Consider the following 14,264-nt stretch of genomic DNA (forward strand, 5'->3'; position numbering starts at 1 on the left):
GCAACTATGTCAATGCGAACGACAATGTTCGACCAGATCGTGGTTCCGACCGATGGCAGCGAAGTCGCCGACGCCGCCGTCTCGGCGGCGATCACGCTCGCCGACCGCTTCGACGCGCATCTACACGCTATCCACGTCCTGGAGATGGGCGAACTCCCGCCAGGAGTCGAAGACGACGACGCCGACCAGTTCGCATCGGTCGGCTCGGAAGCGACGACGGCGGCCGCCGAGCGAGCGGCCGAGGCCGGCGTCGAGGCGACCACGTCGGTCATCGTCGGCGGCGTCCCGATACATCGGGGCATCCTCGACTACGCCGACGACCACGACGTCGACTGCATCGTGATGGGGACGTACGGGCGGACCGGACTGGACCGGTTCGTCCTCGGGAGCGTCGCCGAGCGGACGCTCCGTGAGGCGTCGGTTCCGGTGTTGACCGTCCACGAGGAGACCACCCTCGGGTTCCCGTTCGAACGAATCCTGGTCCCGACCGACGGAAGCGACGGCGCGCTCGTCGCCGCCGACCGCGCCATCGATCTCGCGCTGGCCACGGACGCGGCACTCCACGTCGTTCACGTCGTTGATCCATATCTGCTCGACACCCAAGTCGACCCCAGCGATCTGCTCAAGGCGCTCGAAGACGTCGGCGAGCAAGCGGTCGAGACTATCGAGACCCGCGCCACGGACGCGGGCGTCTCGACCGTCGAAACCGAGCTCCTGACTGGCAATCCACATCGCTCGATCGTGGACTACGCCGACGAACACGAGATCGACTGCATCGTGATGGGGACGCACGGTCGAACCGGCTTAGAGCGGTACATTCTCGGGAGCGTTACCGAACGCATCGTCCGTCTGGCGGACGTACCGGTGCTTTCGGTGAAGCAGTCACCGGCCGAGTGAACCCTCTCACCGACCGCCAGCGTGGACCGCACCAGTCGGACGGTACCGGCCGAGATGGCTATAGTAAAAGTATTCAAATATTTTATCCCTGATATAAAGACCCGGAGAAACCATCATATTTTGTACTAATAAGTCAGACAGACAATAGAGAAAATGTGTTACTGAGAGGTAAGTGAGAGCGCTAACTGCGGACTTATTCGGCTAAGCGATTCTGCCGTTTTCGCCACTCTTGGGCCGTTTGTATCGGTTATAAAATATCCGCAATCGAAACAGTTGCAGACGAACTTCGAAAACTGACGTGAATAATATCGACTTTATATGACGATTCGAGTTCATGGTTGCGGTACACGAATCAGCCATGTCCATCGCACGCTCACCGCTTTCACGTATAGATTCTGATATGAGAAGTCTTCGGACCGTCGGTACCGTTACTGCCGGCGTGTGTACGGCGCTGGTCCGAGGGATCGCCTTCTGGGGGACCATTCTCCTCCCGGTCCTCATCGCGAGCACGCTCGTCACCGGATTCGTCGCGTCCTCGCCGCGCTCGGTCGTCGCACTCGTCGCGTTGAACGTCGTCTGTGCCGTCGTCGGTCGGAACCACTCGCCCGCGCTCTGAGCCGGCTTCGGTCGCCCGGTCCGGTGTATTTCTCACCACTAGACGACTACGAATCGACTCGAAACAGCCGTTACTCCCGTTCCGAGAGCAGTTCCCGATCCCTCTCTTCGAGATCCTCGAGCGTCTCGGTCTCCAGCAGGGTCTCCAGTTTCCGCTCGAACTGCTCGTCGGTCAGTTCGCCGCGAGCGTACCGGTCCCGAAGCGTCGAGAGCGCGTCGTCGCTCCCGGTGTCGCGCTCGGATGTCGCGTCCGCTGACTCGCCCCACTGATCGTCCCGCCACTCCTCCATCTCGTCGCGGTCGCCGAAGAGGAGGGCGGTGAGCGGGACGAGCACGACGTATCCGAACAGCATGAATCCCAACCACCAGTCCTGCCCGGTAAAGAGGGCGGCCAGCCAGACGCCGGTGACGAGCGTCGAGACTATCTCGGTCGCGTTCTCGGACGCCCGGCGGAGCGGCCCAGCAGTGGTCAACACCGGAGACGAGCGCGGCTGAGATAATAAAATGCGGCGTCTCAGCGGCGAATGAACGTCGAATGCGTCGAGAGAAGGGGAGTCCGGGCGCGGGAATTGAACCCGCCTCTTAGCCACCACAAGGCTAAAGGATGCCACTACCCCAGCCCGGACGCGCCTACTGAGGCGTTTTCAGCTACTTCGCTGGCACAGAAATACGTTACGAATCCCGAGTTCACAGCCGAGAGCCAACGCGTCGCACGCCGACGCCGGCGACGGGACCGACCCGTCCGGTTGCGGCAGATTCGGATATGGACGAGAACGAGGAACGAAAGCAGACCGGCCGCGCCGAAAGACGCTACTTCCACGTGAAGTACGTCAGCACGACGATACCGAGCGTTTCGAGAATTTGCAGGAGCATCATGACCTGAACGGCCAGGGTCGGCATCGCCGGCGCGTTGAAGTAGAAATACAGCGCGACGAGGTTCTCGGCCAGGAGGAAGGTGGCGAACAGGATCGTCCCGAGCGTCATCGGGGCGCGGATCTCCCGGTAGGTTCGCAGCCAGATAGCTATCAGCCCCGCCAGTAACAGGACGTTGATGCCCGCTGCGACGCGGGCGGCGTCCAGTACGAGACTCATCGTGCGTGCTCCCGTCTCCCGACGGCGGACCGCGGCCATCGGGGGAGTTTCGTCGAGCTCATATCAGTCGTCCACCTGTGTGAGTATCTTCTCGACCGTCTCCCAGTGATTCCGCGTCCGGTCGCTCGGGAGATACACGGCGCCGTAGTCCTGCTCGCTGCTCGTGATGACCCCGTTGGCTTCGAGCACGTCGAGGTGGTAGCGGGCCGTGTTGTACGCCAGATCGAGGTCATCGGCTAGCTGGTTGGCGTTTCTGGGCCGTTCGTCCAGCGCACGCAAGACGCGAGCGCGGTTCGGTCCTCCGCGGGTACCGGCGAGAGTCTGCCAGAGGACCGTGTCCATGCTGGTGTATAGTTGCCGCCAGCGAGCAAGAATCCACCGGCGGATGGGCAGAGCGGTACCCGACGCGTCGGTCCCGGCCGGCCCCGCCAGCCGGGTCGGAGACGGAGGGGTCCATGTTTCATACCTCCGATAATACAGGGTAAAAGCCTTTCGGGGGAGCTAACTAAAACGCCCGTAAACCGTTCCCAGAGAGAGTATGGCCGGATTTGGGTGAGAGTTTCGGCAGATTCTCGAAAACTGTTATCTATCCATCATACGCAGTCGGGAGTGGATGTCATCAGATACAGCGGAGACGAGTCGACGACGGGTACTGTTCGGCATCGGGACCGGGTTGACCGTCGGCCTCGCCGGGTGTGCCGGCGACGGCGGCAGCGGCGGCGACGGGACCGATACCCAGACGACTACTGACGCCGGGACGGAGACAGAAACTTCGACCGCGACCGATACGCCGATGGGGAACGCGTCGGTCCGGGTCGCGCACATGTCGCCCAACGCCCCGAACGTCGACGTCTACGTCGACGATTCGGCGGTGCTCGAAGACGTGCCCTTCGGCGCGGTCAGCGACTACCTCGACGTGCCCGCCGGCGAGCGGATGGTCGAGATCACCGCCGCCGGCGACCGAGACACGTCGGTCTTCTCCGGAGCGGTCCCGGTCGAGGCGGAGACGGCCTACACGGTCGCCGCGATCGGCGAGATCGGTGAGGAGGCCGACCAGCCCTTTGAACCCCTGATTCTGGAAGACGACAACAGCGACCCCGGCGGCGAGACGGCTCGCGTCCGACTCGTCCACGCCTCGCCGGACGCGCCGGCCGTCGACGTGACCCTCGCGTCGAGCGGGGACGCCGTCTACGACGGCGTCGCCTACGGCGAGTCCGAATACGTCGAGGTACCCGCCGGCGACTACACGCTACAGGTCCGCGGCGACACGGAGAGCAACGACGGCGACGTCGCCGCCGAGTTCGACGTGAGCCTCGCCGGCGGGCAGGTCTACACCGCCTTCGCCGCGGGCTACCTCTCGCCGGACGACGAGCCGGCCGACACCCCCTTCGACCTCGTCGTCGCACAGGACACGGCGGGCGAGTCGACGGGCGACGACCCAGCGAGCGTCCGCGTCGCGCACATGTCGCCAAACGCCCCGAACGTCGACGTCTACGTCGACGGGTCGGCGGTGCTCGAAGACGTGCCCTTCGGCGCGGTCAGCGACTACCTCGACGTGCCCGCCGGCAGCCGAACCGTCGAGATCACCGCCGCCGGCGACGCCGAGACGTCCGTCTTCGAGGGTGACGTGAGCGTCGAGAGCGGGCAGGCCTACACGATCGTCGCGGCGGGCGAGATCGGCGAGGAAGCCGACGAACCCTTCCAGCCGCTCGTGCTCTCGGACGACACCGCCAGTCCGAGCGACGACACCGCTCGCCTCCGAGCGGTCCACGTCTCGCCGGACGCGCCGGCCGTCGACATCACGGCCGCGTCGAGCGGCGACGCGCTGTTCGACGGCGTCGCCTACACCGAATCCGGGACGGTCGAGGTGCCCGCCGGCGACTACACCGTCCAGATTCGGGGTGACACGGAGAGCAACGACGGCGACGTCGTCGCCGACTTCGACGTGAGTCTCGCCGGCGGACAGGCCTACACCGCCTTCGCCGCGGGCTACCTCTCGCCGGACGACGAGCCGGCCGACACCCCCTTCGACCTCGTCGTCGCCCAAGACACCGGCGGGATGTAGCCGCCGCTGCCCCGCCCCATCCTTCTCCCGCCCGGTCCCCGAACGCTTCGGCCCACGTCTCCGAGACGCTTTTAGGTCGCCGCGGCCTACGCGACCACAAGCGTGGCCATCACGGACAAGATCTACGTCAAGAACCACCAGCAGCTCGTCTCCCAGCTAGAGACGAGTTTCCCGAAGGGGGCGTTCAAGGGGGCGACGCTGGACATCCTCTTTCAGGGCGAGGGGCTGGCGAAGCTCGACGACGCCTCGCAGGACCGCGTGCTGGACTTCGCGGAGGACTTCCTGGACTGTGACTGTCAGGCCAACCCACACTGTGGCTGTCCCGAGCGGAAGTTCGTCGCCTACCTGCTGGAACTGCGCGAACAGGGCCTCGGCCCCGACGCGGTCGTCGACGTGATGAGCGACGACTACCTGCTGTACGCCTATCCGGGCGATATGCTCTCCTTCCTGGACGACTCCGTCCGGACGCTCGAAGCCGTCGAGACGCTGGCCCAGGTCGACGGCCGGGACGAGGTAGCTGAAGAGGTACAGCAGCGACGCAATCGACTGATGTAACGCGGCGGAGGTGGGTTAGTTCTCGGAGCCGACGGCGTCGCTCCGGACGAGCGTGTCGTCGGCCAGGTATCGCGCGAGCGTCTGGGCGTCTTCCTCCAGCATCTTGAGGTGGACGCTCAGCAGTTCGTTCGTCGCCTGGTCGCCGAACCGGTCCGCCAGTTCGACGTGGTCTCGCATCTGTACCGCGAGCGTCGCGTAGCCGTCGAGGTCGCGCGAGAGCGACGAGCGCACGTCGTAACGATGAGGCGTCTCGATGGAGAGCGGGGCGTGCTGTCGGATACCCATCGGACCACAGACCGGTACGCCGCCGAGGGCGTGGACGCGGAGCGCGAGGTCGTCGGTCATCTCCGCGAGCCTGTCGGCGGCCGACCGGAGGAACTCGGCGACGTCGCCGAACTCCGCCCCGTCGACGGTCCAGTAGTGCTTTCTGACCTGGTTGAACAGCAGGTAGAACCCGGAGAGCTCGGCGTTCAGTGCCGCCACCAGCTCTTCCGCAGCGGCCCGGTTCAGCCGGAGTTCGTTCGCGCGGACGGTGTCCCACTCCTGCCGGCGGTGGTCCGCGCCGGGGTCTCGGAGATGTGGCGTGCTCGTCATGGTCAGTCGAGCGCCCCCTCCCGGACGAGCGTGTCGTCTTCGAGGAACTGCTCGATCTCGTGAGCGTCGTCTTCGAGCGTCGTCAGGTGGTCGCGCAGGCGCTCCGCCGTACCCGAATCGCCCACGCCCTCGGCGAGGTCGACGTGTTCGCGCATGCTCGCGACCAGCGTCGCGTAGCCGTCGAGGTCCCCGGCGAGCGAGGCGCGCAGGTCGTAGAGACCCTCCGCCTCTAAGTGGACCGCGGCGCGCTCCTGAATCGTCGGGGGCGTGTTCGGCGGGATCCCGCCCAGTTCGACGATGCGGACCGCGAGGTCGTCGTTGACCTCGCGAGTGCGCTTGTAGGCGGCTTCGAGGAACTCGGCGACCTCGTGGAACTCGGCTCCCTCGGCCGTCCAGAAGTGCTTCCGCAGAAGATAGAAGAGGTTGAACGAGCCGGCGAAATCGACGCCGAGCGCGTCCACGACCGCCGCCGCGTCGTCGCGATCGATTCTGAGTTCGTTCGCGTCGAGCGTTCCCCACTCCTGGCGGCGGTCGCCGCGCTCAGGTTCGCGGACCAGGCCCAGTTGTTCTCTCGTCATCTATCCACCGTGACCGAGCGTTCCCGTGGCATGTCTCATCACTCTGTTCTCCCTTGGCGAGCCTCCCCTATAAATATTAGCAGAGCGATAATAATTAGGCGAGCCCAAACCGCGGGCGCGGGTAGCGCGAACGAGCAAAAGGTCGTTCAGACCGTCTCCCATTCGATATTCGGCCGGTCTACGACTCGGAAAAGCGCCCGAAAGAGGGCGACCGTCGGTCCCGATAAAAATATAATATATTTGTCAAGTTTGCGAAACAGCTAGCATCCGACTGGAGAGAGAAACAGCGACGAGTACGCCGACGGTCGATCAGCGGTCGTCGAAACTGCCGATGCGGTAGGAGGCGTCCTCGTCCTCGCCCTCGTCCAGGTCCTCTAAGTGGATGACCTCGTCCTGGTCCATCTCGTCGAGTTGCTGGCGGAGCTTCGTGACGTAGCGCTTGTGCTCTTCGAGCTGCTCGCGGAGGTGTTCGGCTTCCAGTTCGAGGCGTTCGTGCTCGCGGACGAAGCTCTTCGGCACCTCGACCTTCGGCGGGAAGCTCTCGGCGTTGCTCTCCTCCGCGGCTTCGAGTTCGTGTTCCGGCGCGACCTTCACCTGCCCGTCGTGGGCGACCAGCGTGTCGACGTAGTCCCGAAACACCGCGGAGAGGGAGATGTCCCGCTCCTCGGCGATCTCGCGGAGCGTCTCGAACTTGTCCTCGCTCACGCGAAAGGAGATGGTCTTGTTCTTGTTCCCCATAGTTGTCTGCAATTCGTCACTCACCCTATTTAACGATTTGTCAGACGCTCGCACGGAACGCCGGCCGCCGAAAGAAAGCGACCGAGCAACCGCAGGCGTTTACCCCGCGCCGGCCGCGCCTCCGGTATGGACGCGACCGCACATCACTACGCCGTCACCGTCAGCGACCTCGATCGCGCCGTCTCGTTCTACCGCGACGCGCTCGAACTGGACGTCCTCGCCCGGTTCTCCGTCGGCGGCGGCGCCTTCGCCACCGGCGTCGGTATCGAGGGAGCCAGCGCCGACTTCGCGCATCTGGACGCCGGCGGCGCACGGATAGAACTCGTCGAGTACGCGCCCGAAGGCGAGCCCCGTTCCGACGGGGATCTCAACCGACCCGGCGCGACCCACCTCGGTCTCGAAGTCGAGGACCTGGACGCCGTTTACGAGGGCCTCTCAGACGAGGTCGAGACGCTTTCGGAACCACAGACCACCGAGAGCGGGACGCGTATCTGCTTCCTGCGAGACCCCGAGGGGACGCTGGTCGAACTGCTGGAGACGTGATCGCCCGGGAAAAGTCAGCCGAGCGGAGCCGCGACGCCGACGTGCCGCCGTTCGGTCAGTCGGCGCTCGCTTCGGCCTGTTCGTCCTGCATGCTCTCTAGGGCCCCGACCACCGAGTCGCGGTACGCCGAGACGTCCTCGCCGTACTCCTCGTAGGCCATCGAGACGTACTCGTCGGTCGCGGCGTCCTCGGGGTCCGCCTCGGTGAACCGGCGGATCCGGTCGAGGGTCCGATCGGCCGTCTCGACGACCCAGCGGTCGCGCGTCGCCTCGTCGACCTGCGAGATGGACTCGGGGCGGACGGAGACGTTCACGTCGCCCTCGTCGGTCTCGTAGGTCCGAGGCTTGCCGACCACGGCGACGTACGCCGGCGGTTCCAGCTCCCGGAGCATCGAGGCAGCGTCGGGCTGGTACTGCCCGGCGTACATGAAGAACGTATCGCCGTTCGGGTCGACGACGCGTCCCTGCCAGTACTCGCTGTCCTCGCCGACGTCCTCCGTCTCGGTGAGCGTGCCGACGAGGAACACGCGGTTCGCGCGCTCGCCCGTCGGGAGGAGGACGTACACCGGCGCTCGGTCGTCGTCCGATTCCTTGAACGTGTAGCTCGCGTCGTTGAACTCGCGGGCGAAGACGCGGCGGGCGACTTCGCGGGTGGGTGTACTCGCCATCTAGATCGACCTCGCTTTGATCAGCACTTCGTCGGCATCCACTGCCCCGGTCAGTCGCTCCTGTTCGTCCGCGAGGACGTACCGGCCGAACGTCGGCCCGGTGACGCGGTAGTACCGGCCGAGGATGTCGTCGCGCATCTCGTCGGCGACGACCGTGGTGTCGAGCGCGTCCATCGCCATCTCCTTGGCTTCCTCTAAGGTGATGCCGGTGAGTTGCTCGGTCGCCTCCTCGTCGAAGATGACCTCGGTGACCTCCTCGCCGTCGTCCAGGACGCCCTTGATGCGGAGGTCGAACTCGCCCTCGACCTCGCCGTGTTCGCTACAGCGGCCGTTCTGGAGGACGCGGGTGCAGTCCTCCTCGGGGCAGCGCTTGATGAGCCCCGACCCCGACTGGATGTCGACGAGCGCGCCCTCGACCTCGACGCTGTCGTCGCCGACGTCGATCGCCTCGTCGAGTTCCTCGATCGTCGTCGTCCGGTTGAGCTTCACGGAGAAGCGGCCCTGATACTCGTCGGTGACGACGTTGCGGAGGGAGTAGGATTTCCCCTCTTCGAGTTCCGGCAGGTCGGACTTCGACCACTTGGTGAACTTGATGGTGCCCGTCTCGTCGCCGAGTAAGCCGACCTGCGCGACGGCGTCGGCCCGCGGGTCCCACAGGTCCACGACGGTGACGCGCATGTCGACCCACTCCTCGGGCGAGTCGACGTCCGACACCTGCACCTGTTCGTTGCCGCCGGACCCGCCGCCCAACTGGTCGCGGTCCATTCCGGCCTCGTCTAGGTACGTGTTGACGACGCTCCGGCGGGCTTCGCTCATCGGGACTTTGTACTCGTTGACCAGCGTGTCGAGTCGCTCCTCGACGTCCTCGACGTCGAGATCTAGCTGGTCGCTGAACTGCTCGTGTACTTCCTCTGCGTGGGTACGCAAATCTGAATCACTCATGTGCTGTCACTGTCTCCGCCTTGTTTTCGATGGGAGACATTCGACGATTGGTCGGCCTCACGTATAAACTCTCGCTCGCCGGAGTGAAAGTGAAAACCGCGAAGTGACGACCTGTCTGGGTCGGCTTTCCCGGTGAGTGGGGGGCCCGCGACGTGTCGGCGCTGCCGCCGCACACGCGAGAAGATTGATTGGGTAGCAGTCGTAACGAGTGGACGTGACCGACGACGAGCAGGGCGACAGCGAGCGACTCGGACGGTTCATCCAGCAGACGCTCCGGTCGGTCGAGAACCAGCTCTCGGACGCCAAGCGCGCCTACAGCGACGGGAAACGGGCGGCGCTGGTCGGCCTACCGACGGACGAGGACGGGCGCGCCCGCGTCGTCTGTCGCCGCCACGCCGAGTACCGCGCCGTCTCGCTCGACCCCGCCTCCCGGCCCGACTGCTTCGACGCCGACCACCCGGACTGTCAGGGCTGCGTCGAGGACATCCGCGACGGGAGTATCGAGACGTGGTGAGCGACGCCATCGTATCACCGTCGGCCGATTTTCCAGTCGAAATAGGGGGGTTGTGGGAGACGGTGACGAGCGGCGACACTCGGTTCGAGCGGGCGTGACTACCCCGGGGAAAGGGTTCATTACCGTCGCTGTCGAGAGAGGGGGCATGGACGGGATGGCGCGGCAGTTCTGGCTCACCGTCGTTCCGCTGCTCGCGGGCTTCTCGGCGGTCGGACTTCTCGTTCTGGCCGCGCTCTTTCCCGACCAGTTGTACGAAGTCGGGAGTACCACCTACGTCGCAACGGCCGCCGTCGCGCTCGTCTCGCTCGGGATACTTGTGTGGCAACTCGCCGCTGGCGGCGGGTCGAGCGCCGACCGGTACGAGCGGCTCTGACGCTACCGAGCGGCGCTGCGCCTAGCTCCGCATCGCTCCGCCGTCGACGGGCAGCGCCGTTCCGGTGACGTACGACGACCGGGCCGACGAGAGGAAGGCGACGACGTCGCCGAGTTCCTCCGGTTGGCCGACCCGCTCTAAGGGGGCGTCGGACCACGCTTCGATACCCTCCTCGTAGGAGGCGTACTCGCCGCGTTCGACGGCGGCCTCGACGAGTTCCTCGATGCGCGGCGTCTCGTGAGCGCCGGGCAGCACCGCGTTGACGCGCACTTCCGGGGCGAACTCGCGGGACTGGGTCTTCATCAGCCCGACGACCGCTCGGCGGACCGCGTTCGAGAGGACGAGGTCGTCGATGACCTCCCGGACCGACCGCGACGCGATGTTGACGATCGTGCCGGTCTCGGACTCGCGCAGATAGGGGTAGGCGGCGCGAGTGGTCCAGACGACGCTCATCACGAGCACGTCGTAGGCGGTGTACCACTCCCGCTCGGTCGTATCCAGGAACGGGCCGGGTGCGGGTCCGCCCGCGCTCGTGACGACGTGGTCGAGGCCGCCGAACGTCTCGACGGTCTCGTCGACGAATGCCTCGACCTCGTCGGGGTCGGTGATGTCGGCCCGGACGGCGAGGACGTCGCCGTCACCGGCGGCGTCGAGTCGCTCGCGTGCCCGTTCGACGTGGGCTCGCGTCGTCCCGCAGACGGCGACGTCGGCCCCCTCGCTCGCCAATCGCTCGGCGCTCGCCAGACCCAGTCCGCTGGTCGCTGCGGTACACAGCGCGGCGTCGCCGTCGAGTTCGAAGTCCATAGTCGACTCGACGGCCGAGTGACCCAAAAATCTCCGCCGTCGACCCTAGCTGCCCCAGAAGTTGTCGCGGCTACCGAGGCGACGCCCGTCGTCGTCTCTCCCGTCGCCATCGGAATCGACGTCGGCATCGGCGTCGTCGTCCGCCTCGTCGCTCTCTTCCTCGTCGAGTTCGAGCCGTTCGAGTTCGTCCGCTCGCGCGTGGTTCGAGCGCACCTTCGTGATCTCGACCTTCGATTTCGCCGGCGGCAGGACGCCGTCGACCATGACGATGAAGCCGTCGTCGGTCCGGCCGACGCCGGCACCGCTCTCGTGGATGTCGTCGACGGTGACGACGACCTCTTCGCCCGGCTTGACGGGCTGGCTCTTCAGGTCCGAAATCGGCTGGTTGTAGTGGTTGCACCACTCGGCACCGCCTCTGTCGCCGTAATGGGTACACCCCATCCCCTCGATTCGTTCGGTGAAGCTGGGGCACTCGTCTGCGAGCGGACAGTCGGCCATAGAATCGGGTAGCATTGCCGCTGGCAAAACGCTTGCGACCTATCAGCGGGTACGGCACCGCTACCGGCCGCCGACCATCGATTCCGGGGAACCCTTTTTAATCTGTAGCGATAGTTGATTATGGTACAACGAGAGCGTGTCCCGTATCCGAGTCGCCGTCCCGATCGTTCTGCTGTCCCTGGCGCTAGCGGCGAATGCGTCGCCCGCGCTGGCCGCGGTACCCGACGGCGACGCCCCAAATATGTCGGCGGCGTCGGTACAGACTGACGGCGACGGCGGCGCGATACACGTCCGCTACGTCGTCTACAGCCTCCCCGAACAGACCGGACGCGTCCAGGTCACCGCCGTCCTCACGATCCCCGATCGAGTGACCGGGCTCTCGGTCCGTGCGCCCTCGGACGCGACGGTCTTAGACGCCGACGGATTCCGGTCGACGGGGGGTCGCTGGCAGTGGGACGGGCGGAGCGAGACGGCCTCGCTGACCTACCTGCTGCCGGTCGGGATGGAGACGGCCTACGGCCAGCGGACCGCGGCCGGCGAGCAGTGGTCGCTGGTCGTCCGGCGCGAGGTCTCGCTTCGGGCCCGCTGGCGCTGGCAGCGGGGACCGAACCCGGGGTGGAACGAGACGATGGTCGTCCCGAAGGGCCACGAGGGGGTCGCCGGGCCGTCGGCGGTCTACCTCGGCCCCCACGAGACGAGCGTCCGGGCGACCAACGCCGGGACGATTCAACTGGTGATCCCCGACGCGGCGACGCTCCGGGCGGACAGAGCGGCGATCCTCGATACGATCGCGGCCGCCCAACGCTCGACGACGGTCGGCCCGGCACACGAGCACCTGCTCGTCATCGCCGTCCCCAACCAGCTCGCGCGGGGCGGCTACGTCCCGGCCAACGGCGCGCCGGTGATGCTCGTCAGCGCTAACGAGCGCGTCGATACGCCCAGAAACGTCTGGGTCCACGAGTACCGTCACACGCGCCAGTACTTCCGGACGAGCCGCGAGATGCGGTGGCTCGAAGAGGGCTCCGCCGACTACTACGCCGCCCGCTCGACGCTCGAACAGGGACGCATCAGCTACGACCGCTACCGGAAGCGGGTGACGACAGACCGCTTCGCCGACGCCGACCTCACCCGGCCCGAGACGTGGGCGAGCCCCGACGTCCCCTACGACAAAGGGGGCCGCGTCGTCGCCGCCCTCGACGTGCGGATCCGGTCGGCGACCGGCGGGCAGCGAACGTTCGCCGATGTCCTCGACCGACTCGTCCGCTCGTCGGAACCGGTGACGCTCGCGTCGTTCGCCGAGGCGGTGTCGGCGGTGGCGGGCGAGGACCTCGAAGCGTTCGTCCGCGACGCCGTCGCTGGTCCCGCGCCGTCGATCCCCGTCGACCCCGACGGCGACGGCATCTCGACGAAAGAGGAACGCGAGCGAGGGACGAACCCCTATCGGCATCCGGACGAGGACGTCCGACTCCGGTCGGGGAGCGAGCGGCTCCGGAGCGGTGCCGGAGACGTAGAGAGCGCCGGGGCCTCGGCCGCGCCCGAGCGAGCCGGTGACGACCCGAGCGTCGCGGACGGCGGCGGCCGAGGCGGCGCTGCGAGGACGGACGCGCCACCGCTCGCGCTCTTCGCAAGCGCGCTCGCGGTGTTGGTCGGTCTGCTCACCGCGGCGCTGTGGCGACACAGGCAGTGAGCGGAGAGACGGGGACAGCGTCCGAAGCGAGCGCTACGCCGCCCGGCGGACGGCGTCGACGGCCGCGTCGATCGCGTCGTCGTCCACGTCCCAGTGCGTACAGAATCGAACGACGCGGTCGGCGAAGGGGACGCCGCCGACGCCTTCTCGCTCGCAGTCGTCGAGGAACGTTTCGGCGGGCCGGTCGGTCTCCACGAGGACGATGTTGGTCTCCGGCGGCTCGACCGAGAGACCGTCGATCCGATCGAGTCCCGCCGCCAGTCGCTCGGCTCTGCGGTGGTCCTCGGCCAGTCGGTCGCGATTTTCGAGCGCCTCGAGTCCCGGTCCGGCGACGATGCCCGCCTGTCGCATCCCGCCGCCCAACAGCTTCCGGTTGCGGCGGGCCGCCTCGACGAACGACTCTGACCCGGCGAGGACGGAGCCGACCGGCGCGCCCAGCCCCTTCGAGAGGCAGCACATCACCGAGTCCACGGGCGCGACGAACTCGGCGGCGGGCGCATCGTGGGCCGCCGCGGCGTTGAACAGCCGCGCCCCGTCGAGGTGGACTGGAACGCCGCGGTCGTGAGCCGCGTCGGCCGCCTCGGCGATCCGCTCGGGCGCGATGGCCGCCCCGCCCTTGCTGTTGTGCGTGTTTTCGAGCGTCAGCAGCCCCGTGCCCGGGCGGTGGCCGTCGGCCTCGACGTATCCCTCGCGGACCTGCTCGGGCGCGACGACGCCTCGCTCGTCGCCCTCGATGGTCCGCGGCTGGACCTGTGCGTGCTGTGCCAGCCCGGCGAGCTCCCACTTGTAGATGTGGCTCTCGCGCTCGCAGAGCACCTCCTCTCCCCGCTCGGTGTGGGTCCGCGCGGCCACCTGATTGCCCATCGTCCCCGACGGCACGAACAGCGCCGCCTCGGTCCCCAGCACCTCGGCGACTCGCGCTTCCAGTTCGTTCACCGTCGGATCCTCGCCGTAGACGTCGTCGCCCACATTGGCGTCGCGGGCCGCCTCCCGCATCGCGTCGCTCGGCCGCGTGACGGTGTCGCTCCGGAGGTCTATCATGGGACGTGGTAGCGAGCGTATCGACAAAAGAGCGGGGGCAGATGTGCGGTAGGCATCCGCG

At 66.7% G+C, this 14,264-nt stretch carries 19 protein-coding genes; 8 read left to right on the top strand and 11 right to left on the bottom strand.

Translation table 11 applies throughout. The features are described from left to right. Positions 1-12 precede the first annotated feature (12 nt). Positions 13-897, top strand: a complete 885-nt coding sequence (locus GO488_RS13835; protein WP_241692946.1) for a universal stress protein — start codon at positions 13-15, stop codon at positions 895-897. Positions 898-1,255: 358 nt separating this feature from the next. Then, on the top strand, positions 1,256-1,513 hold the full coding sequence (locus GO488_RS13840; protein WP_479682644.1) for a DUF8028 family protein: 258 nt from the start codon (positions 1,256-1,258) through the stop codon (positions 1,511-1,513). A gap of 70 nt (positions 1,514-1,583) precedes the next feature. Here GO488_RS13840 and GO488_RS13845 read toward each other — a convergent pair whose 3' ends face one another. From GO488_RS13845 to GO488_RS13855, 3 genes are all read right to left on the bottom strand, one after another. Continuing rightward, positions 1,584-1,985 (bottom strand): SHOCT domain-containing protein, encoded by a 402-nt coding sequence (locus GO488_RS13845; RefSeq protein WP_162318407.1) that lies wholly within the window; start codon positions 1,983-1,985, stop codon positions 1,584-1,586. A 337-nt stretch (positions 1,986-2,322) separates the two neighbouring features. After that, positions 2,323-2,604 (bottom strand): DUF8036 family membrane protein, encoded by a 282-nt coding sequence (locus GO488_RS13850; RefSeq protein WP_162318408.1) that lies wholly within the window; start codon positions 2,602-2,604, stop codon positions 2,323-2,325. A 63-nt stretch (positions 2,605-2,667) separates the two neighbouring features. Continuing rightward, the gene (locus GO488_RS13855) at positions 2,668-2,946 is read right to left on the bottom strand and encodes an ArsR/SmtB family transcription factor (protein ID WP_162318409.1); all 279 of its coding nucleotides are present in this window, start codon (positions 2,944-2,946) and stop codon (positions 2,668-2,670) included. A gap of 271 nt (positions 2,947-3,217) precedes the next feature. Here GO488_RS13855 and GO488_RS13860 point away from each other — a divergent pair, with 271 nt between their 5' ends. Further along, on the top strand, positions 3,218-4,669 hold the full coding sequence (locus GO488_RS13860) for a DUF4397 domain-containing protein (protein ID WP_162318410.1): 1,452 nt from the start codon (positions 3,218-3,220) through the stop codon (positions 4,667-4,669). 102 nt (positions 4,670-4,771) lie between these two features. Continuing rightward, on the top strand, positions 4,772-5,224 hold the full coding sequence (locus GO488_RS13865) for a DUF5814 domain-containing protein (RefSeq protein WP_162318411.1): 453 nt from the start codon (positions 4,772-4,774) through the stop codon (positions 5,222-5,224). A gap of 15 nt (positions 5,225-5,239) precedes the next feature. Here the strand turns inward: GO488_RS13865 and dpsA (GO488_RS13870) are convergent, their stop codons facing one another. The 3 genes from dpsA (GO488_RS13870) to GO488_RS13880 form a co-directional block, all read right to left on the bottom strand. Further along, positions 5,240-5,818: a DNA starvation/stationary phase protection protein DpsA gene (gene dpsA / locus GO488_RS13870; protein ID WP_162318412.1), complete on the bottom strand. Its 579-nt coding sequence runs from the start codon at positions 5,816-5,818 to the stop codon at positions 5,240-5,242. Positions 5,819-5,820: 2 nt separating this feature from the next. Beyond that, positions 5,821-6,396: a DNA starvation/stationary phase protection protein DpsA gene (gene dpsA, locus GO488_RS13875; RefSeq protein ID WP_162318413.1), complete on the bottom strand. Its 576-nt coding sequence runs from the start codon at positions 6,394-6,396 to the stop codon at positions 5,821-5,823. 309 nt (positions 6,397-6,705) lie between these two features. Further along, positions 6,706-7,134 carry a DUF8146 domain-containing protein gene (locus GO488_RS13880; RefSeq protein WP_162318414.1) on the bottom strand — a complete coding sequence of 143 codons (429 nt, stop codon included), beginning with the start codon at positions 7,132-7,134 and terminating at the stop codon, positions 6,706-6,708. 126 nt (positions 7,135-7,260) lie between these two features. Between GO488_RS13880 and GO488_RS13885 the strand changes: the two genes are divergently transcribed. Continuing rightward, positions 7,261-7,677: a VOC family protein gene (locus GO488_RS13885; protein ID WP_162318415.1), complete on the top strand. Its 417-nt coding sequence runs from the start codon at positions 7,261-7,263 to the stop codon at positions 7,675-7,677. A 55-nt stretch (positions 7,678-7,732) separates the two neighbouring features. On the opposite strand, the gene GO488_RS13890 is transcribed toward GO488_RS13885, so the two are convergent. Further along, a complete protein-coding gene (locus tag GO488_RS13890) occupies positions 7,733-8,344 on the bottom strand; it encodes an RPA family protein (RefSeq protein ID WP_162318416.1) in 612 nt (203 codons plus the stop codon). Beyond that, the gene (locus GO488_RS13895) at positions 8,345-9,286 is read right to left on the bottom strand and encodes a replication factor A (RefSeq protein ID WP_162318417.1); all 942 of its coding nucleotides are present in this window, start codon (positions 9,284-9,286) and stop codon (positions 8,345-8,347) included. Positions 9,287-9,500: 214 nt separating this feature from the next. On the opposite strand from GO488_RS13895, the gene GO488_RS13900 reads away from it, so the two are divergent. Both GO488_RS13900 and GO488_RS13905 read left to right on the top strand, forming a co-directional pair. Further along, entirely contained in the window at positions 9,501-9,800 is a 300-nt protein-coding gene (locus tag GO488_RS13900) for a DUF7091 family protein (protein ID WP_162318418.1), read from the top strand. Between the two features lie 145 nt (positions 9,801-9,945). After that, positions 9,946-10,173, top strand: coding sequence for a hypothetical protein (locus GO488_RS13905; protein ID WP_162318419.1), 228 nt, complete (start codon positions 9,946-9,948; stop codon positions 10,171-10,173). Between the two features lie 21 nt (positions 10,174-10,194). Here the strand turns inward: GO488_RS13905 and GO488_RS13910 are convergent, their stop codons facing one another. Together GO488_RS13910 and GO488_RS13915 are read right to left on the bottom strand one after the other, a co-directional pair. Continuing rightward, the gene (locus GO488_RS13910; RefSeq protein WP_162318420.1) at positions 10,195-10,977 is read right to left on the bottom strand and encodes an SDR family oxidoreductase; all 783 of its coding nucleotides are present in this window, start codon (positions 10,975-10,977) and stop codon (positions 10,195-10,197) included. A 45-nt stretch (positions 10,978-11,022) separates the two neighbouring features. Then, positions 11,023-11,475, bottom strand: a complete 453-nt coding sequence (locus tag GO488_RS13915; RefSeq protein ID WP_162318421.1) for a TRAM domain-containing protein — start codon at positions 11,473-11,475, stop codon at positions 11,023-11,025. A gap of 241 nt (positions 11,476-11,716) precedes the next feature. Between GO488_RS13915 and GO488_RS13920 the strand changes: the two genes are divergently transcribed. After that, positions 11,717-13,162, top strand: coding sequence for a M61 metallopeptidase family protein (locus tag GO488_RS13920; protein ID WP_162318422.1), 1,446 nt, complete (start codon positions 11,717-11,719; stop codon positions 13,160-13,162). 33 nt (positions 13,163-13,195) lie between these two features. Here the strand turns inward: GO488_RS13920 and GO488_RS13925 are convergent, their stop codons facing one another. Then, entirely contained in the window at positions 13,196-14,203 is a 1,008-nt protein-coding gene (locus GO488_RS13925) for a threonine aldolase family protein (protein WP_162318423.1), read from the bottom strand. Positions 14,204-14,264 lie beyond the last annotated feature (61 nt).

Source organism: Haloarcula limicola (assembly GCF_010119205.1).
Lineage (GTDB): Archaea > Halobacteriota > Halobacteria > Halobacteriales > Haloarculaceae > Haloarcula > Haloarcula limicola.

Coding starts and splice junctions, on each gene's coding strand:
- GO488_RS13835 (WP_241692946.1), top strand. CDS start 13: ATGCGAACGACAATGTTCGACCAGATCGTGGTTCCGACCGATGGCAGC.
- GO488_RS13840 (WP_479682644.1), top strand. CDS start 1,256: ATGTCCATCGCACGCTCACCGCTTTCACGTATAGATTCTGATATGAGA.
- GO488_RS13850 (WP_162318408.1), bottom strand. CDS start 2,604: ATGAGTCTCGTACTGGACGCCGCCCGCGTCGCAGCGGGCATCAACGTC.
- GO488_RS13855 (WP_162318409.1), bottom strand. CDS start 2,946: ATGGACACGGTCCTCTGGCAGACTCTCGCCGGTACCCGCGGAGGACCG.
- GO488_RS13860 (WP_162318410.1), top strand. CDS start 3,218: ATGTCATCAGATACAGCGGAGACGAGTCGACGACGGGTACTGTTCGGC.
- dpsA (WP_162318412.1), bottom strand. CDS start 5,818: ATGACGAGCACGCCACATCTCCGAGACCCCGGCGCGGACCACCGCCGG.
- dpsA (WP_162318413.1), bottom strand. CDS start 6,396: ATGACGAGAGAACAACTGGGCCTGGTCCGCGAACCTGAGCGCGGCGAC.
- GO488_RS13880 (WP_162318414.1), bottom strand. CDS start 7,134: ATGGGGAACAAGAACAAGACCATCTCCTTTCGCGTGAGCGAGGACAAG.
- GO488_RS13885 (WP_162318415.1), top strand. CDS start 7,261: ATGGACGCGACCGCACATCACTACGCCGTCACCGTCAGCGACCTCGAT.
- GO488_RS13890 (WP_162318416.1), bottom strand. CDS start 8,344: ATGGCGAGTACACCCACCCGCGAAGTCGCCCGCCGCGTCTTCGCCCGC.
- GO488_RS13895 (WP_162318417.1), bottom strand. CDS start 9,286: ATGAGTGATTCAGATTTGCGTACCCACGCAGAGGAAGTACACGAGCAG.
- GO488_RS13905 (WP_162318419.1), top strand. CDS start 9,946: ATGGACGGGATGGCGCGGCAGTTCTGGCTCACCGTCGTTCCGCTGCTC.
- GO488_RS13910 (WP_162318420.1), bottom strand. CDS start 10,977: ATGGACTTCGAACTCGACGGCGACGCCGCGCTGTGTACCGCAGCGACC.
- GO488_RS13915 (WP_162318421.1), bottom strand. CDS start 11,475: ATGGCCGACTGTCCGCTCGCAGACGAGTGCCCCAGCTTCACCGAACGA.
- GO488_RS13920 (WP_162318422.1), top strand. CDS start 11,717: ATGTCGGCGGCGTCGGTACAGACTGACGGCGACGGCGGCGCGATACAC.
- GO488_RS13925 (WP_162318423.1), bottom strand. CDS start 14,203: ATGATAGACCTCCGGAGCGACACCGTCACGCGGCCGAGCGACGCGATG.